The 25,886-nt window shown below is 67.7% G+C and carries 21 protein-coding genes; 10 read left to right on the top strand and 11 right to left on the bottom strand.

Features of this window, described 5'->3' with window-relative positions; all coding sequences use genetic code 11:
* Window positions 1-13: 13 nt before the first annotated feature.
* Window positions 14-1,117, bottom strand: coding sequence for a glycine cleavage system aminomethyltransferase GcvT (gene gcvT / locus AU187_RS18815; RefSeq protein WP_059167167.1), 1,104 nt, complete (start codon window positions 1,115-1,117; stop codon window positions 14-16).
* 46 nt (window positions 1,118-1,163) lie between these two features.
* Between gcvT and AU187_RS18810 the strand changes: the two genes are divergently transcribed.
* Genes AU187_RS18810 through AU187_RS18800 form a run of 3 tightly spaced genes read left to right on the top strand, consistent with a single transcriptional unit; the run spans window position 1,164 to window position 4,872 of the window.
* Complete coding sequence (locus AU187_RS18810; protein ID WP_059098891.1) at window positions 1,164-2,249, top strand: adenylate/guanylate cyclase domain-containing protein; 1,086 nt, start codon at window positions 1,164-1,166, stop codon at window positions 2,247-2,249.
* A complete protein-coding gene (locus tag AU187_RS18805) occupies window positions 2,249-3,334 on the top strand; it encodes an adenylate/guanylate cyclase domain-containing protein (RefSeq protein WP_059098890.1) in 1,086 nt (361 codons plus the stop codon). Before AU187_RS18810 ends, AU187_RS18805 begins: the two co-directional genes overlap by 1 nt.
* Window positions 3,335-3,351: 17 nt before the next feature.
* The gene (locus AU187_RS18800) at window positions 3,352-4,872 is read left to right on the top strand and encodes a leucyl aminopeptidase (protein ID WP_059098889.1); all 1,521 of its coding nucleotides are present in this window, start codon (window positions 3,352-3,354) and stop codon (window positions 4,870-4,872) included.
* Between the two features lie 119 nt (window positions 4,873-4,991).
* Here AU187_RS18800 and AU187_RS18795 read toward each other — a convergent pair whose 3' ends face one another.
* Both AU187_RS18795 and AU187_RS18790 read right to left on the bottom strand, forming a co-directional pair.
* Window positions 4,992-6,758: an SDR family oxidoreductase gene (locus AU187_RS18795; RefSeq protein WP_059098888.1), complete on the bottom strand. Its 1,767-nt coding sequence runs from the start codon at window positions 6,756-6,758 to the stop codon at window positions 4,992-4,994.
* Window positions 6,759-6,795: 37 nt separating this feature from the next.
* Window positions 6,796-7,152: a hypothetical protein gene (locus AU187_RS18790; protein WP_059098887.1), complete on the bottom strand. Its 357-nt coding sequence runs from the start codon at window positions 7,150-7,152 to the stop codon at window positions 6,796-6,798.
* Between the two features lie 160 nt (window positions 7,153-7,312).
* Between AU187_RS18790 and sucB the strand changes: the two genes are divergently transcribed.
* From sucB to AU187_RS18765, 5 genes are read left to right on the top strand one after another with little or no spacing between them, the layout of a single operon-like run.
* On the top strand, window positions 7,313-9,199 hold the full coding sequence (sucB, locus tag AU187_RS18785; RefSeq protein WP_059098886.1) for a 2-oxoglutarate dehydrogenase, E2 component, dihydrolipoamide succinyltransferase: 1,887 nt from the start codon (window positions 7,313-7,315) through the stop codon (window positions 9,197-9,199).
* 28 nt (window positions 9,200-9,227) lie between these two features.
* Window positions 9,228-10,133, top strand: coding sequence for a TIGR01777 family oxidoreductase (locus AU187_RS18780; protein WP_059098885.1), 906 nt, complete (start codon window positions 9,228-9,230; stop codon window positions 10,131-10,133).
* Between the two features lie 10 nt (window positions 10,134-10,143).
* Window positions 10,144-10,845 carry a lipoyl(octanoyl) transferase LipB gene (gene lipB, locus AU187_RS18775; RefSeq protein WP_059167166.1) on the top strand — a complete coding sequence of 234 codons (702 nt, stop codon included), beginning with the start codon at window positions 10,144-10,146 and terminating at the stop codon, window positions 10,843-10,845.
* Window positions 10,842-11,804 (top strand): lipoyl synthase, encoded by a 963-nt coding sequence (gene lipA / locus AU187_RS18770; RefSeq protein WP_059098883.1) that lies wholly within the window; start codon window positions 10,842-10,844, stop codon window positions 11,802-11,804. The genes lipB and lipA overlap by 4 nt, the downstream gene beginning before the upstream one ends.
* 4 nt (window positions 11,805-11,808) lie before the next feature.
* A complete protein-coding gene (locus tag AU187_RS18765; RefSeq protein WP_059098882.1) occupies window positions 11,809-12,561 on the top strand; it encodes a DUF4191 domain-containing protein in 753 nt (250 codons plus the stop codon).
* A gap of 98 nt (window positions 12,562-12,659) precedes the next feature.
* Here AU187_RS18765 and AU187_RS18760 read toward each other — a convergent pair whose 3' ends face one another.
* Window positions 12,660-13,142, bottom strand: coding sequence for an RDD family protein (locus tag AU187_RS18760; RefSeq protein WP_059098881.1), 483 nt, complete (start codon window positions 13,140-13,142; stop codon window positions 12,660-12,662).
* A 169-nt stretch (window positions 13,143-13,311) separates the two neighbouring features.
* Between AU187_RS18760 and glnA (AU187_RS18755) the strand changes: the two genes are divergently transcribed.
* Both glnA (AU187_RS18755) and AU187_RS18750 read left to right on the top strand, forming a co-directional pair.
* Window positions 13,312-14,748: a type I glutamate--ammonia ligase gene (gene glnA / locus AU187_RS18755; protein WP_059098880.1), complete on the top strand. Its 1,437-nt coding sequence runs from the start codon at window positions 13,312-13,314 to the stop codon at window positions 14,746-14,748.
* Window positions 14,749-14,896: 148 nt separating this feature from the next.
* Window positions 14,897-15,454, top strand: coding sequence for a DoxX family protein (locus AU187_RS18750; RefSeq protein ID WP_059098879.1), 558 nt, complete (start codon window positions 14,897-14,899; stop codon window positions 15,452-15,454).
* Here the strand turns inward: AU187_RS18750 and AU187_RS18745 are convergent.
* From AU187_RS18745 to AU187_RS18715, 7 genes are read right to left on the bottom strand one after another with little or no spacing between them, the layout of a single operon-like run.
* On the bottom strand, window positions 15,448-16,308 hold the full coding sequence (locus AU187_RS18745; RefSeq protein ID WP_059098947.1) for a TIGR03619 family F420-dependent LLM class oxidoreductase: 861 nt from the start codon (window positions 16,306-16,308) through the stop codon (window positions 15,448-15,450). The two genes, AU187_RS18750 and AU187_RS18745, sit on opposite strands and share 7 nt — an antisense overlap.
* Window positions 16,305-16,940, bottom strand: coding sequence for a PaaI family thioesterase (locus tag AU187_RS18740; RefSeq protein WP_059098878.1), 636 nt, complete (start codon window positions 16,938-16,940; stop codon window positions 16,305-16,307). Before AU187_RS18740 ends, AU187_RS18745 begins: the two co-directional genes overlap by 4 nt.
* An 18-nt stretch (window positions 16,941-16,958) precedes the next feature.
* Window positions 16,959-19,919, bottom strand: coding sequence for a bifunctional [glutamine synthetase] adenylyltransferase/[glutamine synthetase]-adenylyl-L-tyrosine phosphorylase (locus tag AU187_RS18735; protein ID WP_059098877.1), 2,961 nt, complete (start codon window positions 19,917-19,919; stop codon window positions 16,959-16,961).
* Between the two features lie 25 nt (window positions 19,920-19,944).
* The gene (glnA, locus tag AU187_RS18730; RefSeq protein WP_059098876.1) at window positions 19,945-21,285 is read right to left on the bottom strand and encodes a type I glutamate--ammonia ligase; all 1,341 of its coding nucleotides are present in this window, start codon (window positions 21,283-21,285) and stop codon (window positions 19,945-19,947) included.
* 51 nt (window positions 21,286-21,336) lie between these two features.
* Window positions 21,337-22,863: an alpha/beta hydrolase gene (locus AU187_RS18725; RefSeq protein WP_059098875.1), complete on the bottom strand. Its 1,527-nt coding sequence runs from the start codon at window positions 22,861-22,863 to the stop codon at window positions 21,337-21,339.
* A gap of 58 nt (window positions 22,864-22,921) precedes the next feature.
* On the bottom strand, window positions 22,922-24,439 hold the full coding sequence (locus AU187_RS18720; protein ID WP_197413434.1) for an alpha/beta hydrolase: 1,518 nt from the start codon (window positions 24,437-24,439) through the stop codon (window positions 22,922-22,924).
* A gap of 45 nt (window positions 24,440-24,484) precedes the next feature.
* Window positions 24,485-25,876, bottom strand: a complete 1,392-nt coding sequence (locus AU187_RS18715; RefSeq protein WP_059098873.1) for a WS/DGAT/MGAT family O-acyltransferase — start codon at window positions 25,874-25,876, stop codon at window positions 24,485-24,487.
* Window positions 25,877-25,886: the final 10 nt, after the last annotated feature.

Raw genomic sequence — 25,886 nt, 5'->3', positions numbered from 1 at the left:
TATATCCGCACCGCTACCGGGTTTTTGCCGCGACGAACGGCGGTTTGACCACCTCACACTCGACGGCGCGGCCGCGGACGTCGACCGTGACCAGCTGCCCGTCGGCGATGTTGCGGTCGGTGTCGATCAACGCCAGCGCGATGCCGACTTTCAAAGTCGGAGAGAAGGTTCCCGACGTCGTCACGCCCACCGGACGGTCGCCGTCGAGCACCGTGAGCCCGGCGCGCAGCACCCCCCTTCCGACCGCCCTCAAGCCGCGCAGCAGTCGACGCGGGCCACTCGCCTTCTCGGCCAGCAACGCTTCACGCCCCCAGAACGCATCTTTTTTCCAGCCGATGGCCCACCCGCAACGCGCCTGCAGCGGTGAGAAATCCAGCGACAGTTCGTGGCCGTGCAGCGGATAGCCCATCTCGGTGCGCAGGGTGTCGCGCGCGCCGAGACCCGCCGGCTCACCGCCCGCCGCCGTCACCGTCTCGAGCAGTGCGTCGAACACCGCGTCCGCGCGGTCCCACGGAGGCAGCAGCTCATAGCCGTGCTCGCCGGTGTAGCCGCTGCGGCAGACGCGTACGGGAACCCCGCCGAACTCGGCGTCGGCATAACCCATGTAGTCCATGTCGGTCGGCAGCCCGAGCGCGCCGACGACCTGCGCTGATTTCGGACCCTGGACGGCGAGTACCGCGTACGCCCGGTGTTCGTCGGTGATCGTCAACTCGGCAGGGGCCTCGCGCCGCAGCGCCTCGACGACCGCGGCGGTGTTGGCGGCGTTGGGCACCAGGAAGATCTCGTCATCCGAGACGTAGTACGCGATCAGGTCGTCTACAACTCCGGCGACGCCGCCTACATCGGTGCAGCACAACGTGTATTGCGCCTTGCCCGGGCCGATGCGGCGCAGGTCGTTGGTGAACGCGGAGTTGACGTACTCGGCCGCGCCGGGCCCTCGCACCAACGCCTTGCCGAGATGGCTGACGTCGAACAGCCCGACCGATGTCCGGGTCGAGGTGTGCTCGCTGACCGTCCCGGCGTACGAAACCGGCATCAGCCACCCACCGAACTCGGCAAAGCTCGCCCCCAGTTCGCGGTGGCGGTCTTCCAGTGGGCCGTGTTCGACTTCGCTCACGGAAATCCACCCTAACCGGGGCGTCGACGCTGGCAGACTCGGGTGCGTGGTCGATTTCGCCGCACTGGAGGCGGCCGGAATTGCGAACGCGCGAGAACGCGCGGGGCTCATCGAGTACCTCGACAGCCTCGGGTTCACCGCGGAGGACATGGTCGAGGCAGAACGCAAGGGCCGTCTGTTCGGCCTGGCCGGTGACGCGCTGCAGGGGCCGGGCCGCCCGGTGCACAGCTTGCGCACGGCCGCCGAGGCGCTCGACGTGCCCCTTGACGAGGTCGCCACGGCGTGGGCCGTGATGGGCCTGAACATCTCAGATCCGGATGCATTGGCGCTGAGCCGGGCAGAAGTCGACGGACTGGCGGCGTGGGTGGCGATGAAGGCGCTCGTCGGCGATGATGCCGCGCTGGCCTTTCTACGCGTCCTCGGCAACACGATGGCCCGTCTCGCCGAAGCCGGCGGGACGATGGTGCGCATGGCCCAACCCGATCTCCTGATGACGCACAGCGGGAACGAACTCACCACGGCGAAGGCCTATCGCGCGGTCACCGAGATCACCCAGCGGATCAGCGTGCTGATCGACGCCGTCTTCCGGGAGCACATCATCAGCGCCCGAACCCATTTCGAGGGCGTGTTGCACGACTCGTCGCCCATCGTCACGTGCGGGGTGGGATTCGCCGACCTCACCGGTTTCACCGCCCTGACCCAGCGGCTCACGCCGGACGAATTGTCCGATTTGTTGATCGGGTTCGGCGGCATCGTGTCCGATCTCGTGCACGCCGACGGAGGGCGCGTGGTGAAGTTCATCGGCGACGAGGTGATGTGGGTGTCCTCGACCCCGGAACTGCTGGCGAAGGTCGCTCTCGATCTCGTCGAGCTGCCGCAGGCGCGTGACGCCGGTCTGCTGGTGCGTGCGGGTCTCGGCTACGGGGACGTGCTGGCCATCGGCGGCGATTACTGGGGCACCCCGGTGAACCTGGCCGCCCGGTTGGTGGCGGCCGCCGCGCCGGGGCAGATCCTGGCGTCCACCGACGTTCGCGACGAGCTGCCCGAATGGCCCGCCATTCCGCAGAACCCATTGATACTCAAAGGCTTCGAGGCTCCGGTGACAGCCTATGACCTGCACCTGAGTCGCTGATGGTCGACCTGGATGCGCTCGAAGCCGCCGGCCTCGCCGACGCACGGCAGCGTGCGGCGTTGATCGAGTACCTCGACAGCCTCGGGTTCTCCGCCGAGGAGATGGTCGACGCCGAGCGGCACGGGCGGCGCCTGTTCCAACTCGCCGGCGACGCGGTGCGCCGCTCAGGTCCCCCGACCTACAGCCTGCGCACCGCCGCCGAGGCGCTCGCGCTGCCGGTCGATGACGTCGCTCACTACTGGGCGATGCTCGGCTTGACTGTCACCGATCCCGATCAGGTCGCATTGAGCCAGGCAGATGTCGACGCCCTCGCCACGTGCGCCGCGATGACGGCGTTGTGGGACATAGACGGCACCGCCGGTCTTTTGCGACTCATCGGTTCGGCAATGGCCCGGGTGGCCGAGGCCGAAGCGACGGCCACTCGAACCAGTCAGCCACAGTTCTGGATCACCACCAGCCACGACGAACTCACCACGGCACGCACTTACCGCGCGCTGGCCGAATTGATTCCCAGGGTGGGAGCGTTGATGGATGCCGTACATCGACAGCATCTCGAACGGCCCAACCTGTTCGAGAACGTCCTGCGCGACCCGTCGGCCAGCCTGGAGTGCGGCATCGGCTTTGTCGACCTCTCGGATTTCACGGCGCTGACGCAGCAAATCAGCCCAGGCGAACTGTCGGCGTTGCTCAGCGGGTTCACCGCCACCGTCAGCGACGTGGTGCATGACGACGAGAGTTGGTTGGTGAAATTCATCGGTGACGCGGTGATGTGGGTGAGTTCGACGCCGGAGCGTTTGCTGCGGACCGCCGCCGATCTCGTGGACCACCCACGGGTGCGAAAAGCCGGACTTCGTCTTCGCGCAGGGCTGAGCTACGGCGAAGTTGTCGCCATCAACGGCGACTACTTCGGCACCCCCGTCAACCTGGCCGCGCGGCTCGTCAGCGCCGCGGCACCCGGTCAGATCCTCGCCGCTGCAGATGTCCGCGACGAGCTGCCCGGCTGGCCTGCGACCCGACTGGATCCTTTGACGCTCAAGGGCTTCGACGCCCCCGTCCCGGCTTACGATCTGCACGGCGGCCACTGAAGCTAGGGTTAGGCCTCGTGAGCCCTGCAACTGTCGGATACCAGGCCCCTATCGTCACCGTCAGCTCGGCGCTGCCGAAACGCAAAGCCGGCTCATCGGTGCTGATCGTGCCGGTGGTCAACGGGGACGACGACTCTGCGCCGAAGGTGCTGCCCAGCCCCTTCCTCGATAGCGGGGCGGTCGCCGAGATCGAGGGCGCGCTCGAGGCACTCGGCGCCAAAGGCGGCAGCGAGCAACTCACCCGCGTCGTCGCGCCATCGCTTCCGGTGGCCAGCGTCTTGGCGGTCGGACTAGGCAAGCAGAGCGACCACTACTCCGCCGATGTCATCCGCCGCGCCGCGGGTGTCGCGGCTCGGTCGCTCAACGGCACCGAGGCGGCGCTGACGACGCTGACGGACGTCGACCTGACCGCCGCGATCGAGGGCCTGATCCTCGGCGCCTACCGGTTCGCCGACTTCCGCAGCGGCAAGACCGCGCCCAAGGACGCCGGCCTGCGCGAGATCACCGCGCTCACCGCGGACACGAAGTCGAGTACCAAGGAAGCCGCGCAGCGGGCGGCCGACATCGCGACCGCGGTGGCCACCGCCCGCGATCTGGTCAACACCCCGCCGAGCCACCTCTTTCCCGCCGAATTCGCCCGGCGCGCAAGCGATTTGGCCGAGGCAGCCGGACTACAGGTGGAAATCCTCGACGAGAAGGCGTTGGAGAAGGCAGGTTACGGCGGCATCATCGGCGTCGGCAAAGGTTCGTCCCGTCCTCCGCGTCTGGTACGGCTGTCCCACAAGGGCGCCAAGCGCAAAGGTAAGCGCGTCGCGCTGGTTGGCAAGGGCATCACGTTCGACACCGGCGGCATCTCGATCAAGCCCGCGGCGAACATGCACCACATGACCTCCGACATGGGTGGCGCGGCCGCTGTCATCGCGACCGTGGTGCTGGCCGCCAAGCAGAAGCTGCCGATCGACGTGATCGCCACGGTGCCGATGGCCGAGAACATGCCGTCGGCCACCGCGCAGCGGCCCGGTGATGTGTTGACCCAGTACGGCGGCACCACGGTGGAAGTGCTCAACACCGACGCCGAGGGCCGGCTGATTCTGGCCGACGCGATCGTGCGGGCCGGCGAGGACCAGCCGGACTACCTGATCGAGACCTCGACGCTGACCGGCGCGCAGACCGTAGCGCTCGGCGCCCGCACCCCCGGAGTGATGGGCAGCGACGAATTCCGCGACCGAGTCGCAGCGATTTCGCAGGCGGTCGGCGAGAACGCCTGGCCGATGCCGCTGCCCGAGGAACTCAAGGACGACCTCAAATCGACGGTCGCCGACCTGGCCAACGTCAGCGGCTCGCGGTACGCCGGCATGCTGGTGGCCGGCACGTACCTGCGCGAGTTCGTTCCCGACGGCGTGCAGTGGGCCCACATCGACATCGCGGGCCCGGCGTACAACACGGGCGGCCCGTGGGGCTACACCGGCAAGGGCGGCACCGGGGTGCCGACGCGGACCATGTTCGCGGTCCTGGAGGACATATCTCAGAGCGGCTGATGGGCTCGAGCCGCGAGCGTCTAGGCCATATGGCCGAGACCGACGAAATGGCGGTTTTCACCCGCACAAACCCGCCAAAACGTCCGTTTCGGCGAACACGGACGCCACGGCGCTAGCGGCTAGACCACCCTGCCGCGCGCGGTACTCCGCATCACCTGCGGGAGCAGGTGCGCTACGCCGTAGACGATGTGTGCCTCCGGGGCGACCGGCCGGATCGGCTTGTTCTTCTTGACCGCCGAGACGATCGCGTTGGCCACCTTGTCGGGGCCGTACCGACGTTTGGCGAACACCTTCTCCAGTTGCGCGCGGCGGGCTTCGACCTTGTCCCGCTTGCCGGCGGGCGCGTCGAACCGGGTGGTGTGCACGATGTTGGTGTCGATCACGCCGGGGCATACCGTGGTGAGCCCCACGTCGGCCTGGTCCAGCTCGGCGCGCAGACAGTCGCCGAACATGAACACCGCGGCCTTGCTGGTGGCGTAGGCATTCATCGACTGCTGCGGTGAGTACGCCGCCATCGACGAGATGTTGACGACGTGCCCGCCCAGCCCTCGGTCGACCAGCCGGCGCCCGAAAGACCTGCAGCAGTTGACAACTCCACCGAAGTTGATGGCAAGGACACGGTCGTACTCCTCGCGCGGGGTGTCGAGGAACATTCCGGCGTGCCCGACGCCCGCGTTGTTCACCACGATGTCGGGTACGCCGTGTTCGGCGCACACAAGGTCGGCGAACCGCTCGACGGCGTCGGCGTCGGACACGTCGACGGTGTAGGCGTGCGCGACTCCTCCGCGGGCGGCGATCTGGGCCGCGGTCTCCTTTGCGGTGCCCTCGTCGAGGTCGCTGACGACGATCTCGGCGCCCTCCCGCGCGAATGCGAGTGCCGTCTCGCGACCGATTCCACTGCCCGCACCGGTCACGGAAACCAGTGTGTCACTGAAGTATTCGCGTGGCGGGCCGACCTGTGCGCGCAACAGTTCACGCGCCGGCGGGTTACCGTCGAGGAAATCGACAAGCTGCTCGACCGACCGTGCGATCGCATGCGGGTGCGACATCGGCGACCAGTGCCCGGCGGCAAGATCGCGGCGCCACAGCTGCGCTACCCAGTTCTTGGTGTCGTCATAGACGTACGGCCGCACGAACGGATCCCTGAGATTGACGATGAGTTGCACCGGGACATCGACGTAGTGGTTCGTGCGCCCGGTCTTCATCGACGCCAGATAGTTGGCGCCATAGACCTTGACGCTCTTGGCGGCGTCGTCCTTGTAGGTCGTGGAATGGTGCAGTTGGTCGGGAGGGATCCCATCGCGCAGTAGCAGGATCTGTCGCACCAGGTTTGCGACGAAGCCGCGCACGGCCAACGGTGCGATGCCCGGGATCGAGAAGAAGCCCATATAGGAGAAGGACAGGAACTGGCTCAGCGCGCGAACGAACCGCCGCGGGCGCCACGGACGCCTCAAGCTGCCGATGACGAAACGGTTGAGGTGGTCGATGCTGGGACCCGCAACCGAGGTGAGCGACGCGACGCGGTCGCTGGCACCCGGCCGGGCCAGGTACTCCCACACAGCCGCCGAGCCCCAGTCGTGCGCGAGCACGTGCACCGGTTCACCGGAGCTGACGGCAGCGGTGACGGCTTCGAAGTCATCGGCGTACCGGGCCATACGATGAGCCGAAACGCGCTTGGGCGCAGTCGATTCGCCGACTCCCCGGTTGTCGTAGCGCACGATGCGGAACCGGTCGGCCAGCAGCGGCACAACGCCGTCCCACAGCACGTGCGAATCCGGCCAGCCGTGCACGAGGACCAGCGTGGGGCCATCGGGATTGCCTTCTTCGTGAACGGCGATCCGCACGTCATCTGAGCTGTCGACGAACCGCTGCGCGTTCTGCCCCATCACACCTCCAGTGGTTGGCGGAACCGCCGGTACCGTATCAGCGCTCGTCGAGTTCCCGACGCTCCGCGCGACGGCGTTCGATGCGGCGACGTTCGTCGTAGTCGCGCATCCGCTGCGGATAGCCGACCTTCTGCACGTCGTAGACGGGGATATTGAGCCGTTCGGACAGCCGACGGGCACCGGCGTCTCCCCCGGCACGGCGCCGGGTCCACTCGCCGTCGGCGGCCACCAGGACCACCGTGACGTCGGTGACCGTGGTCTTCGGTTCGACGAAGGCTTCCACACCGGTGTGTTCGGCGACCCACTGGCGCAGGTAGTTCAGATCCGCGGCGGGGTCGGCACCCGGCCCCTTGCCTGCGCGCTTACCGCGGCGAAATCTGTCGAGAACTCCCACTCCCGTCCGTGCTCCCTTCGGCCGCCTGTCTCGATAGTGCCAGAGCCACGGGTCAGCCGGTCTGCGGCGAACTGTGCAACCGGACGTGAAAGGATGGGTTGCGAAGACATCGATCCAGCACGACTGACCGACCGTTCAAGGGAGCGAGGGAGTCAATCACATGGCCATCTCCGTCCAGATGCCTGCACTCGGCGAGAGCGTCACCGAGGGGACTGTCACCCGTTGGCTCAAGCAAGAGGGCGATACGGTCGAACAAGATGAGCCGCTGCTGGAAGTCTCCACCGACAAGGTCGACACCGAGATTCCCTCACCCGCTTCCGGGGTGCTGAAGAAGATCATCGCCCAGGAAGACGACACCGTTGAGGTGGGCGGTGAATTGGCGGTCATCGGCGACGCCGGCGAGGACGGCGGCTCCGACAGCTCCGACGACTCAAAAGACTCGGAAGACAAGGACGCCTCGGAAGACAAGGACGCCTCCAGCGGAGACGAGCAAGCCGCCGAAGAGGAGAAGCCCGCGGAGAAGCCGGCGTCAGAGCCCGAGCCCGCCGCCGAGGAAGAGGACGCGTCGCAGCCCGATTCCAAGCCTGAATCCAAGCCGGCTGCGAAGTCGTCGGGGGACGCGACCCCGGTACTGATGCCGGAGCTCGGCGAGTCCGTCACCGAGGGCACGGTGACACGCTGGTTGAAGAAGGTCGGCGACTCCGTCGAGGTCGACGAACCGCTGCTCGAGGTGTCCACGGACAAGGTGGACACCGAGATTCCCTCACCTGTGGCGGGCACGCTGCTGTCCATCACCGCCGAGGAGGACGACACCGTCGAGGTGGGCGGGGAGCTGGCCAAGATCGGCGATGCCGACGCGGCGCAGGACTCGAAGCCCGAGCCCAAGCCTGAACCAGAACCGGAGCCAGAACCGGAGCCCAAGCAGGAAGAGAAACCCAAGCAGGAAGAGAAGCCCGAGCCCGAACAGGAACCCAAGCCCGAGCCCGAGCAAGAGGCCAAACCCGAACCCAAGCCCGAGCCGAAACCGGAATCGAAACCGCAGCCCGAGCCGGAATCGAAGCCCGAGCCGCAACCCACGAGTGAGTCCGGCCCTTACGTCACCCCGCTGGTGCGAAAGCTGGCTGCGGAGAACAACGTTGACCTCGCCAACGTGAAAGGCACCGGCGTCGGCGGACGGATCCGCAAGCAGGACGTGCTCGCGGCGGCGGAGGCCACCAAGGCGCCGACGACCCCGACCGAACAGCCGGCCGAAGCACCGGGCAAGGCGCCCGCCGCGGCGTCGGCCTCCGCGGACGGCGACACCTCGTCGGCTCGGTTGGCGCACCTGCGCGGCACCACGCAGAAGGCCAACCGGATCCGCCAGCTGACCGCGAAGAAGACCCGCGAATCTTTGCAGGCGACAGCGCAATTGACCCAGACCCACGAGGTCGACATGACCAGGGTGGTGTCGCTGCGAGCACGGGCGAAGGCCAGTTTCGCCGAGCGCGAGGGCGTGAACCTGACATTTCTGCCGTTCATCGCGGTCGCGGTGGTGGACGCGCTGAAGGCGCATCCGAACGTCAACGCCAGTTACAACGAGGAAACCAAGGAGATCACCTACTACGACGCCGAGCACCTCGGCTTCGCGGTCGACACGGAGCAGGGTCTGCTCTCGCCGGTGATCAAGAACGCCGGTGATCTGTCGCTGGCCGGCCTGGCCCGCGCGATCGCCGACATCGCGGCGCGCGCACGCTCGGGTGACCTCAAACCCGACGAGTTGTCCGGCGGAACGTTCACGATCACCAACATCGGCAGTCAGGGCGCGCTTTTCGACACGCCGATCCTGGTGCCGCCGCAAGCGGCGATGCTGGGTACGGGCGCCATCGTCAAGCGGCCCCGGGTGATCGCCGACGAGTTCGGCAACGAGTCGATCGGTGTCCGCTCGGTGTGCTACCTGCCGCTGACCTACGACCACCGGCTGATCGACGGCGCAGATGCCGGCCGCTTCCTGACCACCATCAAGCGCCGGCTCGAGGAAGGCGCGTTCGAGGCCGACTTAGGCCTGTAGAGGCCTACAGGGAAGGCTTGCGCCTGTCGTGTCCGAAGCCGTCATCGCGATCGCGGGATCGTCCGGTCTGATCGGCACGGCGCTGGTGTATGCACTGCGTGCCACCGACCGCCGTGTGCTGCGCATCGTCCGGCGCGCACCGTCGAACGCCGACGAGGTGTTCTGGAACCCGGACACCGGCGAATTCGACCCTCAGACGTTGGCCGGGGTGGACGCGGTGGTCAATCTGTGTGGCGTCAACGTCGGCGAGAAGCGGTGGTCGGGCGCGTTCAAGCAGAGCCTGCGCGACAGCCGCATCGGACCCACGGAGGTGCTCGCCAACGCGGTCGCCGAGGCCGGCGTACCCGTGCTCGTCAACGCCAGCGCGGTCGGCTTCTACGGCGACACCGGCCCGCAGATCACCGACGAGAACGCGCCCGCCGGCGAGGGGTTCCTCCCCCACCTGTGCATCGATTGGGAGGCCGCCACCTGGGCGGCGCGACAGGACGGCGCGCGGGTCGTGCTGGCGCGCTCCGGCCTGGTGTTGGCCCCGGCGGGCGGGATGCTCGGCCGGCTCAAACCATTGTTCTCTCTGGGGCTGGGCGCCCGGCTGGGCAACGGCCGCCAGTACATGCCATGGATCAGCCTGGAGGACGAGGTCCGCGCGCTGCTGTTCGCGATATCGCACGACGAGCTGTCCGGGCCGGTCAACCTCACCGGTCCCGCGCCCGTCACCAACGCCGAGTTCACCGCGGCGTTGGGCCGCGCGGTCAATCGACCGACACCGCTGATGGTTCCGGGATTCGCGCTGCGCGCCGTTCTCGGTGAGTTCGCCGACGAGGGGCTGCTGGGCGGTCAGCGCGCCATCCCCGCGGCGCTCGAGCGGGCCGGATTCGTCTTCCACCACAACACCATTGGCGAGGCGTTGGCGTTCGCCACCGCGCCGCGAGAGTAGCGTCGGTGTAGTGACGGGTTCGATTCGGTCGGTGTCGACGCAGATCGACGTGCGTCGGCTGGGCTTGGTCGACTACGAGGATGCCTGGCAGTTGCAGCGTCAGATCGCCGACGAGCGGGTGGCGGGCGGACCGGACACCCTGCTGCTACTCGAGCATCCGCCGGTGTACACCGCAGGCCGGCGCACGCTGCCCAGCGAAAGGCCGAGTGCGGCCGCCACTCCGGTCATCGACACCGACCGCGGCGGCAAGATCACCTGGCACGGGCCCGGGCAACTGGTGGGCTATCCGATCGTCGGGCTGGCCGAACCGCTCGACGTGGTCAACTTCGTTCGGCGTCTTGAGGAATCGCTGATCAAGGTCTGCGCCGATCTCGGCGTGCAGACCGGTCGGGTCGAGGGCCGTTCCGGGGTGTGGGTGCCGCCCGCGGCGAGCCGCGAATCCGGTACCGACGCCAAGGGCCCCGCGCGCAAGATCGCTGCAGTCGGCATCCGGGTGTCGCGGGCGACGACCATGCACGGATTCGCGTTGAACTGCGATTGCGACCTGTCCGCATTCTCGGCGATCGTGCCCTGCGGCATCACCGACGCCGGGGTCACTTCACTGACGGCTGAACTGGGGCGGCGGGTCGGCGTCGCGGACGTCATCGGACCGGTGGCAGACGCGGTGGCAGACGTCCTGGACGGGCGGCTGAGGGTAGCGTTGACGCCGTGACCGTGACTCCTGAAGGCCGCAAACTGCTGCGTCTCGAGGTGCGCAACGCCGAGACGCCGATCGAGCGCAAGCCGCCGTGGATCAAGACACGCGCGAAGATGGGCCCGGAGTACCAGGAACTCAAGGCGCTGGTCAAACGCGAAGGGCTGCACACGGTCTGCGAGGAGGCCGGCTGCCCCAACATCTTCGAATGCTGGGAGGACCGCGAGGCCACCTTCCTCATCGGCGGCGAACAGTGCACCCGTCGCTGCGACTTCTGCCAGATCGACACCGGTAAACCGGCCGACCTCGACCGTGACGAACCGCGCCGGGTGGCCGAGAGCGTGCAGGCGATGGGGCTGCGCTACTCGACCGTGACGGGCGTGGCCCGCGACGACCTACCCGACGGCGGTGCCTGGCTCTACGCCGAGACGGTGCGTGCGATCAAAGAACTCAATCCGAACACTGGCGTGGAACTGCTGATCCCCGACTTCAACGGCGACCCCGGCCAATTGCGCGAGGTCTTCGAGGCGAATCCAGAAGTGTTGGCGCACAACGTCGAAACCGTTCCGCGGATCTTTAAGCGGATCCGGCCCGCATTCCGCTACGAGCGCAGCCTTCGAGTGCTGACCGCGGCGCGCGACTTCGGGTTGGTCACCAAGTCGAACCTCATCCTCGGCATGGGTGAGACGCCCGAGGAGGTGCGCACCGCGCTGACCGATCTGCGCGACGCGGGCTGCGACATCGTCACGATCACCCAGTACCTGCGGCCCTCGGCGCGTCATCACCCGGTGGAGCGCTGGGTGCACCCCGAGGAGTTCGTCGAGCACGAGCAGTTCGCCCAGGGGCTGGGGTTCGCCGGCGTGCTGGCCGGACCACTGGTGCGGTCGTCGTACCGGGCGGGCCGGCTGTATGCCCAGGCGAAGGCGACGGCGCGCACGGGAGCCGCGGCGGCGGCGTCATCGCACTCCGTATCCTGAAGCAATGGCGAAAACCCGCAATCCCGAGGCCCTCAAGGCCGCGAAGGCCGAGGCCAAGGCGGCCCGCAAAGCGGCGTCCAAACAACGCCGCAGCCAACTGTGGCAGGCGTTCCAGATCCAGCGCAAAGAGGACAAGCGGCTGCTGCCGTACATGATCGGCGCATTCGTGCTGATCGTCGCCGGCTCCGTGGCGCTCGGGATCTTCGCGGGCGGCTTCACGACTTACGTGATGATCCTGCTGGGCATCATCCTCGGAGCCCTGGTGGCCTTCATCATCTTCGGCAGACGCGCTCAGAAGTCCGTCTACCGCAAGGCCGAGGGTCAGACCGGCGCAGCGGCGTGGGCGCTGGACAACCTGCGCGGCAAGTGGCGGGTGACGCCCGGCGTCGCGGCCACCGGCCACTTCGACGCGGTGCACCGTGTGATCGGCAGGCCCGGGGTCATCTTCGTCGGCGAGGGTTCGCCGACACGGGTGAAGCCGTTGCTGGCCCAGGAGAAGAAGCGCACCGCCCGACTGGTCGGCGACACTCCGATCTACGACGTCATCATCGGCAACGGCGAAGGCGAAGTGCCGCTGGCCAAGCTGGAGCGTCACCTCAACAAGCTGCCTGCCAACATCACGGTCAAACAACTCGACGCGCTGGAGTCGAGGCTGGCCGCGCTTGGCACCAAGGTGGGCCCGGCCGCGATGCCGAAGGGCCCACTGCCGACGCAGGCCAAGATGCGCGGTGTGCAGCGCACCGTCCGCCGCCGCTGAGGCCCGAGTTCCGAGTTCGGAGTTCCGCCGAGACAGACGAAATGGTCGTGATCCGACCGGATTTTCAACCAAAACGTCGGTTTCGGCGCCGGCAGAAGTTACCGACGAACCACCGCGGTGTTGGTGAACCGGTCCTGATATCCGCGGAAGTCTTTGTCGGTGAACAGGGCGGGGATGACGAAGAACACCAGCAGACCGCGGACCGCGGCGCGCCCGATCCCGACGTGCATCCGGTGGTCGATCGAGGCGACCCGCAGGCCCAGCGCCCACTGACCGGGCGTGAAGCCGAACAACCGCACCGAGACGATGCCCAGCACCAGCCACACCACCGCGATCGACGTCGAGCCCAGCGGGCTGTACAGGAAGGCGTCGCGGCTGATGACGCCGACGTTCACCGCAAGCCCCACCAGTCCGTAGGCAATGAACCAATCGATCATCAGCGCAGCGATCCGCCTGCCGAACCGGGCGATCGAACCGGGGCCGGTCTCCGGCATACCGAGGCGCTGACCGGGATAGTCGTCGGGTCCGGCGTCGCTGGTCGGATCCGGACCCGACAGCCAGGACCCCAGTGATCGGGCCATACTGTCAGGATAGGGCGGGACATCAGGTGGTCCACGCGAGGCCATCGGCCGCCGGCGACGAGGCACTGAGGTGAGATTGCGTAACTTCGGCGCAACATTCGGTTGACGACCGTGCAACATCGTGTCCCTAGCGTCAACCCGCGGGTTACCAGATAAAGGAGAGAACTCAGTGGCAGAAAAGACGGCCGACGACATTCTCAAGCTGATCAAGGACGAGGATGTCGAATACGTCGACATCCGGTTCTGTGATCTGCCCGGCGTCGTTCAGCATTTCTCGGTCCCGGCTTCGGCCTTCACCCAGGACGTCTTCGAGGACGGCTTGGCCTTCGACGGCTCATCGGTTCGCGGTTTCCAGTCGATCCACGAGTCCGACATGATGCTGCTGCCGGACCCCGACACCGCACGTATCGACCCGTTCCGCGCCGCCAAGACGCTGAACCTCAACTTCTTCGTGCACGATCCATTCACCCGCGAGGCTTACTCGCGCGACCCGCGCAACGTCGCCCGCAAGGCGGAGAACTACCTGGCCAGCACCGGCATCGCCGACACGGCGTACTTCGGCGCCGAGGCCGAGTTCTACATCTTCGACTCGGTGACCTTCGACTCCCGGATCAATGGCACCTTTTACGAGGTGGACTCCGAGGCCGGCTGGTGGAACACCGGCGAACCGGTCGAGGCCGACGGCAGCGCCAACCGCGGTTACAAGGTCCGGCCCAAGGGCGGCTATTTCCCCGTCGCGCCGTACGACCACTACGTGGATCTGCGCGACGAGATGTGCACCAACCTGCAGAACGCAGGCTTCACGCTCGAGCGCGGCCACCACGAGGTCGGCACCGCCGGCCAGGCCGAGATCAACTACAAGTTCAACACGATGCTGCACGCGGCCGATGACCTGCTGCTGTTCAAGTACATCATCAAGAACACGGCATGGCAGGCCGGCAAGACCGTAACGTTCATGCCCAAGCCGCTGTTCGGCGACAACGGGTCCGGCATGCATGCCCACCAGTCGCTGTGGAAGGACGGCCAGCCGCTGTTCCACGACGAGTCCGGCTACGCGGGCCTGTCGGACATCGCGCGCCACTACATCGGCGGCATCCTGCACCACGCGCCGTCGCTGCTGGCGTTCACCAACCCCACGGTGAACTCCTACAAGCGCCTGGTGCCGGGTTACGAGGCGCCGATCAACCTGGTGTACAGCCAGCGCAACCGCTCGGCGTGTGTGCGTATCCCGATCACGGGCAACAACCCGAAGGCCAAGCGCCTGGAGTTCCGCTGCCCCGACAGCTCGGGTAACCCGTACCTGGCGTTCGCGGCGATGCTGATGGCCGGCATCGACGGCATCAAGCGCAAGATCGAGCCGCAGACGCCGGTCGACAAGGACCTCTACGAGCTGCCGCCCGACGAGGCCGCCAACATTCCCCAGGCGCCCACCTCCCTGTCGGCGGTCATCGACAAGCTCGAAGAGGACCACGACTACCTCACCGAGGGTGGGGTGTTCACCGAGGATCTGATCGAGACCTGGATCTCCTACAAGCGCGAGAACGAGATCCTGCCCGTTCAGATCCGTCCGCACCCGTACGAGGTGGCGCTGTACTTCGACGTGTAAGCCGTCATCGTGGAAGGGGCCGGATGGTGCACGCCATCCGGCCCCTCCGCTTTCGTGCGGCCGACGGCGTGCGAACAATCAGCGACGGTCCGGTAACGGTGCTGTTCAAGCGCTCAACAGAACGGGTCGGCGCGCGTAAGGTCGGTCCATGACGACCCAACTGGACGCTCGCCTCTCGAGGTATTCGTCACCGTTGCTGAGTGTTTTCCGCATCGTCTTCGGCCTTCTGTTTGCCATCCACGGTTCGCAGAAGTTGTTCGGCTGGCCGGTCCCAGCGCCAGCTCCGATCGAAGTCGGCGACTGGCCGATGTGGTGGGCGGGATTGATCGAATTGGTCTGCGGCCTGCTCATCGCCGTCGGGCTGTTCACCCGCATCGCGGCGATCATCGCTGCCGGCGAGATGGCCGTGGCGTATTTCTGGCAGCACTGGCCGCCGCTGGAGGGCCCGCGCGGCAGCTTCTGGCCCATCGCGAACAACGGCGAACCGGCGGTGCTGTACTGCTTCGGTTTCCTGGCCCTGGCAGCGCTCGGCGCCGGCGCCTGGTCGGTCGATGCGCGACGCCGAGGCGCGGCCGGCGGGTACGCGGGTGCGCCACCCCGGCGAGTCGGCGCGGTCACTGCGAGGGAGGAGCAGTACGTCGCCACGGACGCGCCTCCGCGCCGGCGCGGCGGGCTGCTCAGCCGTTTCCGCAGACCGCGCTACTGATCCAGGCCGAGGTCCTTACGGAAACGCTTCATCCCGTCGATCTTCGCCGGAAGCGTCGCCTGCGGCCCGGCGTAGAACATCCACGGCATCGTCACAATGCCCGCGATACCGCCCGCCTCGGCGCGCTCGTAATGCTCTGGGGTGAACGCGTCGGTCAGCGGCGTGATGACGGTGAAATCGTCCATCGTCAAACCATTTTCGGCGCGTAGCTCACGCAGCTTCGCGACGCGTTCGAGCGCCCGGTCGGTGGTGATGAGATCGCCGATCCAGCCGTCGTGGCGCGCCGCGCGGCGCAGCGCGATGTCCGAGAGCCCGCCCACATACACCGGGATCGGCGGCGGCGTCGGCTCCATCTCCAGCCGCGGCGTCTGATAGAACTCGCCGTCGAATTCCGTCCACCCGGGCTTCCACAGCTCCTTCATCAGCGTGAGCATCTCGTCGGTGCGTTTACCGCGCCGCGCGAACTGCTGGCCCATCAGGGCGAACTCTTCCTCGCACCAGCCCACACCGATGCCGAGTTCGAGCCGTCCTCCCGCCAGAACAGCCGCGGTGCCAATCGATTTCGCGGCCGAGTACGGGTCCCGCATCGCGGGCAGATACACGGTGGTGACGAACCGCAACCGCGAGGTCACCACGGCCAACGCCCCGATCAACACCCACGGGTCGGGCCAGTCGGTGAAGGCCTCCCACCGCCGCCGACCATCCTTGGTGTATGGATACGGGGTCTGCAGCGTCTCCAGGTTCACGACATGGTCGGGGATACCGAGGCCGTCGTAGCCGAGATCATCTGCTGCCCTGGCGATCTCGACGATCTCGCTGGTGTCCAGGAACGCCACGCTGACGTAGAACTTCACCCGGCGTCCCGCGCCCACGCCGGCCGGATGAAGACACCCTCGGCCTCGACCGTGGTGCCGTCGGCGTCCATCAGGTATCCGCGGGCGAATGTCTTGACGCCCTCGGACCGCTCCACGAACGCCTCCGCGCGCAGTCGGCCCAGCGGGGTTCCGCGCAGATACCGAAGCGAGATCGTGCCGGTGAACTTCGGCTGGGTGAGGCCTTCGCTCGCAGCCTCACCCAGCAGGTGGTCGAGCACCAGCGCGCAGATACCGCCGTGCACCCAGCCCGGGGGGCCTTCGTACGCGCCGCTCAGCGTGAACTCACTCCAGCAACGCCCGTCCTCCTCATGGTGGATGACCATCGGGGGCGCGATCGCATTGCGAAGTCCCACAGCCGGGTTCGCCCACGCCAGCGGGCGCCCGGTGAGCTCGTGACGCAGCGTGCTGGACACCGGGCGCTGCTTGCTCTCGAGGAGGTCCGTGACCGCTTCGATCTTCGCCTGCGCGTCGGCGACCGCGGCTTCGTCGATCTCGGTGTGCAGGCTCGCATAGATCAGTTTGCGCACCGCATCCGTCAGCGGGCCGTACAAAGCCCGCTGACGCTGATACTCCTCCTCGGTGATGACGTCGAACCCGAAATCCATGCTCATGTGTTCATCCACTCCGTCTCATCCACCGAAGACCTTCTTGACGACCGCTTTCGCCCGACGCGTCACCCGCAGATAGTTGTCGAGGAACTCCCCGCCGTCGTCGGTGTCCCAACCCGCTGCCACCGCAACGGCATTCAACTGGCGGCCGGGCCCGGGCAGCTGGTCGGTCGGCTTGCCGCGCACCAGCACCAGCGCGTTACGCGCACGGGTCGCGGTCAGCCACGCCTGGCGCAACAACTCGACGTCGCCCTCGGCGATCAGCTCGGCGGCGCCGATCACGTTGAGCGACTCCAACGTCGACGTGTTGTGCAGCGCGGGCACCTCGTGCGCATACCTCAGTTGCAGCAACTGCACCGTCCACTCGATGTCGGCTAGGCCGCCGCGGCCCAGCTTGGTGTGGGTGTTCGGGTCGGCGCCACGCGGCAGCCGTTCGGCGTCCACCCGCGCCTTGATCCGCCTGATCTCCTGCACCGCTTCGGCCGACACCCCGCCGGGTGGGTAGCGGATCTTGTCGATCATCAGCAGGAACCGCTCCCCCAGGTCGAGATCGCCGGCCACGCGATGGGCCCGCAACAGCGCCTGCACTTCCCACGTCTGCACATACCGCGCGTAGTAGGCCTCATACGAGGCGAGCGTGCGCACCAGCGGGCCGTTGCGGCCCTCGGGCCGAAGGTTCGCGTCGACCTCCAGCGGCGGGTCGGCACTGGGCGTCCCGAGCAGCGAACGCACCTGCTCGGCGACCGTCACCGACCATTTGACCGCGGCCGACTCCTCAACTCCCGCTTCGGGTTCGCACACGAACATCACATCGGCGTCCGAGCCGTAGCCCAGCTCGCCTCCGCCCAGCCGGCCCATTCCGATCACGGCGATGCGGGCCAGCGGTCCCCGGTCACCGGTGTTGGCGCGGATCACCGCGTCCAGCGCGGCCTGCAGCACCGCCACCCAGATCGACGTCAGCGCGGCACACACCTCGGTCACTTCCAGCATGCCGAGCAGGTCGGCCGAGGCGATGCGCGCCAGTTCGCGCCTGCGCAGGGTGCGCGCCGCCGCGATCGCACGCTGCGGGTCGGAATACCTTGCAGCAGAGGCGACCAGCGCCCGCGCCACCGCATCGGGTTCAACGTCGAGCAGTTTGGGGCCGTCAGGGCCGTCGGCGTAGGACTGGATGACCTCCGGTGCCCGCATCAGCAACTCCGGAACGTACGCCGAGGTGCCCAGCACCTGCATGAGCCGCTTGGCGACGGCGCCCTCATCCCGCAGCGTCGCCAGGAACCACCGTTGTTCGGATAGCGCATCGCTGATGCGGCGGTAGGACAGCAGACCCGCATCCGGGTCGGGTGTGTCGCTGAGCCATCTGAGCAGGGTCGGCAGCAGGATCTGCTGCACGCGGCCACGACGGGCGCTGGTACCGGTCAGCGCGGCCAGGTGCGTCAACGCGCTCTGCGGCCCCTCGTATCCCAGCGCGGCCAGCTGCCGTTCGGCGGCCTCCTGGGTCATACCCTCCGAAATGCTCAGTGCCGGTTGCCCGACCGACTCCAACAGCGGTTGGTAGAACAGCTTCTCGTGCAGGCGGGACACCCGCAGGCTCTGGCGCTTGAGCTCTTCGCGCAGCACGCCGAGCGCATCGCGGGTGCCGTCGGGGCGCACGTGGGCGGCCCTGGCCAGCCAGCGCAGTGACTCGTCGTCGTCCTCGTCGGGAAGCAGGTGGGTGCGCACCAGCCGCTGCAGCTGCAGCCGATGCTCGAGCAGCCGCAGGAACTCGTATGAGGCGGTGAGGTTCGCGGCGTCGTCGCGGCCGATGTATCCCCGCTGGCCGAGTGCGGCCAGCGCGCCGACCGTCGATGCGACGTGCAGCGTCTCGTCGTTGCGGCCGTGCACCAATTGCAGTAGTTGCACGGCGAATTCGACGTCGCGCAGCCCGCCGGTGCCGAGCTTGATCTCCCGCGACCGCTGCCCGGCGGGCACCAGTTCCTCGACGCGCCTGCGCATCGCCTGCACCTCGGGGACGAAGTCCTCGCGTTCGCTCGCGGTCCACACCATCGGCATCAGCGCCTCGATGTAGGCCCGGCCCAGTTCCTCGTCGCCGGCAGCCGGTCGCGCCTTCATCAACGCCTGGAACTCCCAGGTCTTGGCCCACCGCTGGTAATACGCGACGTGCGAGTCGAGGGTGCGTACCAGCTGACCGTGCTTGCCCTCGGGCCGCAGCGCCGCATCAACTTCGAAGAACGCGTCGGCGGCGAACCGCATCATCTCGCCCGCCACCCGGGTCGCGAGCGCATCGGCGGTCTCGGCCACAAAGATCACGTCGACGTCGCTGACGTAATTGAGTTCGCGCGCACCGCATTTACCCATCGCGATGACAGCGAGCCGGGGCGGCGAGTCACCACCCGCCGTCTTGAGAGCCAGGTGCAGCGCGGCCGCCAGTGCCGCATCGGCGAGATCGGACAGGTGCTCACCGACGGTCGAGAAGGGCAGCACCGGTTCGTTCTCCACCGTCGGCGCGAGATCGAGAGCGGCCAGCACCAGCAGCCGGTCGCGGTAGAGCTTGCGCAGCGGCTGCAGTGCGGCCGCGGTATCCGAAGCCTCGTCGGCGCGCGCGACGAACACCTCGCGCAGCTCCTCGGCGGCCGGCAACCCGACGTCACCGGCGAGCAGGCGCCAGTTCTCCGGATGGGCGACGAGGTGGTCGCCGAGGGCGAGCGAGGAGCCCAGCACACCGAACAGCCGGCCGCGAAGGCCGCGGTCGGTGAGCAGCGCCCGGTTGAGTTGGTCCCAGCCGGTGTCCAACGCCTCGGCCAGCCGGACCATCGTGTGCAGCGCGGTGTCGGCGTCGGGCGCCCGCGACAGCGACCACAGCAGCTCCACGTGGGCCTCGGAGTTCCAGCCCAGTCGATCCAGGTCCGCAGGGGCGGACGGTTCGACCAGCCCGAGCCGCCCTACGCTCGGCAGCTTCGAACGCTGCGTCGCAGGTTTGGCCACCAGAGAAAGGTAGCGCGAGCGTCGGTCAGAGAGACAAGTAGGCCTTCAGCTCGAACGGGGTGACGTGGCTGCGGTAGTTCTCCCACTCCGCGCGCTTGTTGCGCAGGAAGTAGTCGAAGACGTGCTCGCCCAACGCCTCGGCGACCAGCTCGGAGTTCTCCATTTCGGTGAGCGCCACGCCGAGGCTACCCGGCAGCTCCTTGTAGCCCATCGCGCTGCGCTCCTCCGGCGTGAGAGTCCAGACGTTGTCCTCGGCCTCGGGCGCCAACACGTAGTTCTTCTCGATGCCGCGCAGCCCGGCGGCCAGCAGCACCGCGAACGTCAGATAGGGATTGCACGCCGAGTCGGGGCTGCGCACCTCGACGCGCCGTGACGAGGCCTTGCGCGGTGTGTACATCGGAACCCGCACCAGCGCCGAGCGATTCGCGGCGCCCCAGGAGGCCGCGGTCGGCGCCTCACCGCCGTGCACCAGGCGCTTGTAGGAGTTCACCCACTGGTTGGTGACGGCGCTGATCTCCTTGGCGTGCTCGAGGATTCCCGCGATGAACGACTTGGCGACGTCGGACAGCTGCAGCGGGTCGTCGGGGCTGTGGAAGGCGTTGGTGTCGCCCTCGAACAGGCTCATGTGCGTGTGCATGGCCGAACCGGGGTGCTCGGCGAACGGTTTCGGCATGAACGATGCCCGCACCCCGTCGCCGAGGGCGACCTCCTTGACGACGTAGCGGAACGTCATGACGTTGTCGGCCATCGACAGCGCGTCGGCGTAGCGGAGGTCGATCTCCTGCTGGCCCGGCGCGCCCTCGTGGTGGCTGAACTCCACCGAGATGCCCATCTGCTCGAGCGCATCGATGGCGTGGCGGCGGAAGTTGGGCGCCGAATCGTGCACGGCCTGATCGAAGTACCCGCCGTTGTCCGCGGGCACGGGCGCCGAGCCGTCGTCCTCGCCGGGTTTCAGCAGGAAGAACTCGATCTCCGGGTGTACGTAGCAGGAGAAGCCGAGATCGCTGGCCTTGGCCAGCTGCCTGCGCAGCACATGACGCGAGTCGGCCCACGACGGTGAACCGTCGGGCATGGTGATGTCGCAGAACATCCGCGCCGAGTGGTGCCGGCCCGAGCCGTCGGCCCACGGCAACACCTGGAACGTCGACGGGTCCGGGCGCGCGACCATGTCGGCTTCCGACACACGCGCGAAGCCCTCGATCGCCGAGCCGTCGAAGCCGATGCCCTCCTCGAACGCCCCCTCGAGTTCGGCGGGGGCGATCGCGACCGACTTCAGGTATCCGAGCACATCGGTGAACCACAACCGGACGAAGCGGATGTCGCGTTCCTCCAGCGTGCGCAGCACGAATTCCTTCTGCCGATCCATGACCGCAGCGTAGGCACCGGCTGTTAATTCTGTGTTACACGGCGGCTGCGATTAACAGCGCAGTCCGGCCGGCGGGACCACCGAACGGACCAGGAACTCGACCACCGCGGTGTCCACGCACGCGTCGCCGTTGAACACCACCGTGTGCTGCGTGCCGTCGAACGTGATCAGCCGAGCGTCCATCTGGCGGGCGAGGTCGACGCCCGCCTGGTACGGCGTGGCCGGGTCGCGGGTGGTCGAGACGACGACGACCTTGCCCGGTCCGGGCGACGTGGCCGCGTGCGGCGTCGAGGTGGGCGGCACCGGCCACATCGCACACACGTCGCGCGGGGCGAACCCGGTGAAGGTGCCGTAGGACAGGAACGGGGCGACCTCGCGGATTCGGCGGTCCGCCTGCGCCCACGCGGCTGGGTCGCTCGGATACGGCGAATCGACGCAGCCGATCGCCGTGAACGCATCCTGCTGGTTGGTGTAGTGCCCGGATTCGTCGCGGCCCTGGTATTCGTCGGCGAGCAGCAGCAGGTCGCCGGCATCCGTGCCGCGCTGCAGGCCGAGCAGCCCGCTGGTGAGGTACTTCCAATACCGCTGCGAGTAAAGCGCGTTCACCGTTCCGGTGATCGCGTCCTGGTAGCTCAGCCCGCGCGGGTCCGAGGTTTGGGCCGGGCGCTGAACCAGCGGATTGACCAGCTGGTGGTAGCGCTCGACGAACCGGGCGGGATCGGTGCCCAGCGGGCAGCCCGCCGACTTCGCGCAGTCGGCTGCATAGTCGTCGAACGCGGACTGGAAACCGGCCATCTGGCGGATCCGGCCGTCGATCGGGTCGAGCTGCGGGTCGATCGCGCCGTCGAGCACCATGGCCCGAACCCGGTCGGGATACCGCTCGGCGTAGGCGGCGCCGAGCTGGGTGCCGTAGGAGAACCCGAGATAGTTGATCTGGTTCTCGCCCAGGGCGGCCCGCACGACGTCCATGTCCTGGGCCGAGGTCGCGGTGCCGACATTGGCCAGGAACTCGGTGCCCATCCTGTCCACGCACGACTGCACGAACTGCTGATACAGCCGCTCGATGTGCGCGACACCGGCGGGGCTGTAGTCGGCGAGCGGTTCCCGACGGAACGCGTCGAACTCCGCGTCGGTGCGACAACGCAACTCGGGTGTCGAGTGCCCGACACCGCGCGGATCGATGCCGACGAGATCGAAGCGGCGGCCGATCTCCGAGTCGGCCAGCGCGGCGCCCATACCCGCAACGGTCTCGACCGCCGATGCGCCCGGCCCACCGGGATTGACCACCAGCACGCCGATCCGATCGCCGGTGGCCGGCACCCGGATGACGGCCAATTGGGCTTGTGCGCCAGACGGTTTCGTGTAGTCAACCGGCACCGAGACCGTGCCGCATCGACCGGCCGGAATTGCCGCGGCCTTCTCGGCGCCGATGATGCGTTCGCATCCGCCCCAATTCGGCGGCTGCCCGTACGCCTGCGCGGATTGACCTTCGGGACTCGCCGAACCCACCGGACAGGCAATGACGGACACCGCAGCGAACGCGGACACCATCCGCCCCACCCGCCACATGGCTGACATCGTTGCACGCCGACCGCGCGCCGTCTCTACTGTCGATGCAACGGTGACCCGGCCGTGATCAGGCAGATGAACACGTGGTGCCCGGCGCCGGCAACGTCAGGTCGACGAGATAGCGCGCGGCGATGTCGTCGACGCACTGATTGCCCTGGAACACCACCGTGTGCTGCGTTCCCTCATACGTCACCAGCGTGCCGCCGAGTTGGTCGGCCAGTTCCACACCGGCCTGATACGGCGTTGCGGGGTCATTGGTCGTCGACACCACAAGTGTCGGCGGTAGACCGCTCACCTCGATCTCATGCGGTTTGCTGGTGGGCGGCACCGGCCAGAACGCGCACGTACTCAGCGGGGCGTGTCCGGTGAACTCGCCGTAGCTCATGAACGGCGCGGCCTCCCGGACCCGCCGGTCCTCCTCGACGGCTTTGGCGCGGTCGGTCACCGCTGGCTTGTCCACGCAGTTCACCGCCACTCGCGCGTCGGTGGAGTTGTTGTAGTGGCCCTGCTCGTCGCGGCCCATGTACAGGTCGGCCAGCGCGAGCATGGTGTCACCGCTGCCCCGCTTCATTTCGCTGAGGGCCTGGGTGAGATGGCGCCACAGGTTCGGCGAGTACAGCGGCAGGATGGTGCCCACGATCGCGTCGGAGTAACTGAGGCCGCGCGGGTCCCGCGTCTCGAGCGGTTGCTCCACCAGCGGGTCGACCAGGCTGTGGTAGACGTCGGTGGCCTTGGCCGGGTCGGTGCCCAGCGGACACGTCGGGCTCTTCGCGCAGTCGGCGGCGTAGTCGTTGAACGCGGTCTGGAACGCCGCGGCCTGCCGGACGTTGGCCTCGATCGGATCGGCGTTGGGGTCCACCGCGCCGTCGAGCACCATCGCCCGCACTTTGTCGGGGTAGTTCTCCGCGTAGGTGGCACCGATCCGGGTGCCGTAGGAATAGCCGAGGTAGGTCAGCTTCTCGTCGCCGAGCGCCTCTCGCATCGCCTCGAGATCCTTGGCCACGTTGACGGTTCCGACGTTGGCTAGGAACTCCTCGCCCATCTTGTCCACACAGCGTTGGACGAACGCCTTGGTCTCCTTCTCGATCTCGGCGACGCCCTCCGGCGAGTAGTCGACCTGAGGTTCGGCCCGCAACCGGTCGTTGTCGGCGTCCGAGTTGCACCACAGGGCCGGGGTGGAGTTGGCGACGCCGCGGGGGTCGAAGCCGACCAGATCGAAACGCTGGCGCACCGACTCGGGCAGCGAGCCGACCAGGCTCGCAGCGGCTTCCACGCCGGACTCCCCCGGCCCGCCGGGATTGATGATCAGAGAGCCGATCTTGTCGCCGGTCGCCTTGAACCGGATCATCGCGATGCGGGCGACGTCACCGTCGGGCTTGTCGTAATCCACCGGCACCGACAGCATCCCGCACTCGGCGCCGGCCGGAACCCGCGACTCGTCGGTCTTCTCGGTCTGGCACGCCCGCCATTCGATCGGGGTACCCGGCGCAGGCACCGCGACGACGGCGCGGCCGTCGACCAGCTGGCTGCAACCGGTGGCCGCGAACAACACAGTGGCCGCGAGGACCCCGAGCTTGGCGTTCATGGCTCCACATGCTGCCATGACCACCCATCGGCGCTGGCTAGGCCACTATCGCGTGGCGGCCAGCAACTCGTCGAGCGCCGCGGAGAAGTCGTCGGTCATGTCCCACAGATCGGGCAGCAACTCCGGGCACGCCACGATGCCGACGTTCAGCGCTCCGGTCAACGACATGACGGTGATGTTCAGCCCCGAGCCGTGGAAGATCGGCCCCAGCGGGTACATCGCCTTGGCTTCGCAGCCCAGGTAGTACAGCGGCACCTGAGGCCCCGGGACGTTGGAGACGACGAGGTTGTGCACCGGCCTGGCGCCGCTCAACCGGCTCGCGGCGTAGACACGCATCGCGACACCGAACACCGCGGGGGCGGCGAACTGCGTCCAGTCCTGCAGCAGGGTAGCCCCGATGGCCGAACTATGTTGTTTGGCAACGGAATTCGCTTCGGCGATGGATTTGAGCCGGGCCGCCGGGTCGTCGATATGCGTCTCCAAGCGCGAAAACATGCCCGACACCTGGTTGCGGCCCGGTCGATCGGACTTGTCGTGCACCGAAACGGGCACCATCGCGACCAGCGAGTTCTCCGGCAATTCCCCACGGTCGGCCAGGAACTTGCGCAGCACACCGGATACCAGCGCCATCACCACGTCGTTGAGCTTGACCCCGAAATGGTTCTTCACAGTCTTGACGTCCTCGAGATCCAGCTTCGTGAACGCGATGTTGCGGTGCCCGGTCACGTTGGTGTTGAACGCCGTCCTCGGCGCGACGAACGGGGGCGCCATCGAAAGCCCGGAGCGGGCGCGGCGGACGGTGTCGACCACCGACGACAGCGTCATCGGCAGCGCGTTGACCAGCTTCAGCGGCCGGGTCGCGAACTTGACCGCACCGCTGACGGCGATCTCGAGGGAGGTCGCGTCGCCGGGACCGTCGACCGGATCGGGCGGCGGTGCGTCCGGCTCGGTGCTGCACAACTGCGACATCAGGCTGGCGCCGGTGACCCCGTCGACCCCGGCGTGGTGCACCTTGGTCATCACGACGAGCCGCCCGCCGGCCTGCGGATCGGTGCCCTCGACGTTCTCGATCACCCACTTCTCCCACAGCGGACGGGTGCGGTCGAGCGGCAGCGATGCGAGGTGGCCGCAGATCTCGGCGAGCTCGCGGCGGCCGCCCGGCGCCGGCAGGCCGATGCGGTGCAGATGGCGGTCGACGTCGAAGTCCTTGTCCTCCACCCACACCGGATGGTCGAGGTTGAAGCGGCTGTCGGCCAGCTTCTCGCGGAACTCCGGCATCGCCTTGATCCGCTGGTTGAGCGCATCCCGGAATCGATCGAAGGTGTAACCGCCGGGCATCGTCGAGGTGTCGAGTTCGAGTATCGAACACACATGCAGCGGCTGCTGCGCGGTTTCGAGGTACAGGAAACTGGCGTCGAGCCCGCTGAGCCGTTGCATGCGCCGATGT

Origin of the sequence: Mycobacterium sp. IS-1556, from assembly GCF_001499985.1 — a bacterium.
In the GTDB taxonomy this organism is placed as follows: Bacteria; Actinomycetota; Actinomycetes; order Mycobacteriales; family Mycobacteriaceae; genus Mycobacterium.
The sequence above is the reverse complement of the archived record's forward strand: the minus strand, read 5'-3'. Positions and strand labels throughout refer to the sequence as shown.

Bases quoted from the DNA above. Each gene is read 5' to 3' on its own strand.
- AU187_RS18805 (WP_059098890.1), top strand. From the start codon at position 2,249: ATGGTCGACCTGGATGCGCTCGAAGCCGCCGGCCTCGCCGACGCACGG.
- AU187_RS18795 (WP_059098888.1), bottom strand. From the start codon at position 6,758: ATGGGGCAGAACGCGCAGCGGTTCGTCGACAGCTCAGATGACGTGCGG.
- sucB (WP_059098886.1), top strand. From the start codon at position 7,313: ATGGCCATCTCCGTCCAGATGCCTGCACTCGGCGAGAGCGTCACCGAG.
- AU187_RS18765 (WP_059098882.1), top strand. From the start codon at position 11,809: ATGGCGAAAACCCGCAATCCCGAGGCCCTCAAGGCCGCGAAGGCCGAG.
- AU187_RS18760 (WP_059098881.1), bottom strand. From the start codon at position 13,142: ATGGCCCGATCACTGGGGTCCTGGCTGTCGGGTCCGGATCCGACCAGC.
- AU187_RS18750 (WP_059098879.1), top strand. From the start codon at position 14,897: ATGACGACCCAACTGGACGCTCGCCTCTCGAGGTATTCGTCACCGTTG.
- AU187_RS18740 (WP_059098878.1), bottom strand. From the start codon at position 16,940: ATGAGCATGGATTTCGGGTTCGACGTCATCACCGAGGAGGAGTATCAG.
- glnA (WP_059098876.1), bottom strand. From the start codon at position 21,285: ATGGATCGGCAGAAGGAATTCGTGCTGCGCACGCTGGAGGAACGCGAC.
- AU187_RS18725 (WP_059098875.1), bottom strand. From the start codon at position 22,863: ATGTCAGCCATGTGGCGGGTGGGGCGGATGGTGTCCGCGTTCGCTGCG.
- AU187_RS18720 (WP_197413434.1), bottom strand. From the start codon at position 24,439: ATGAACGCCAAGCTCGGGGTCCTCGCGGCCACTGTGTTGTTCGCGGCC.
- AU187_RS18715 (WP_059098873.1), bottom strand. From the start codon at position 25,876: ATGCAACGGCTCAGCGGGCTCGACGCCAGTTTCCTGTACCTCGAAACC.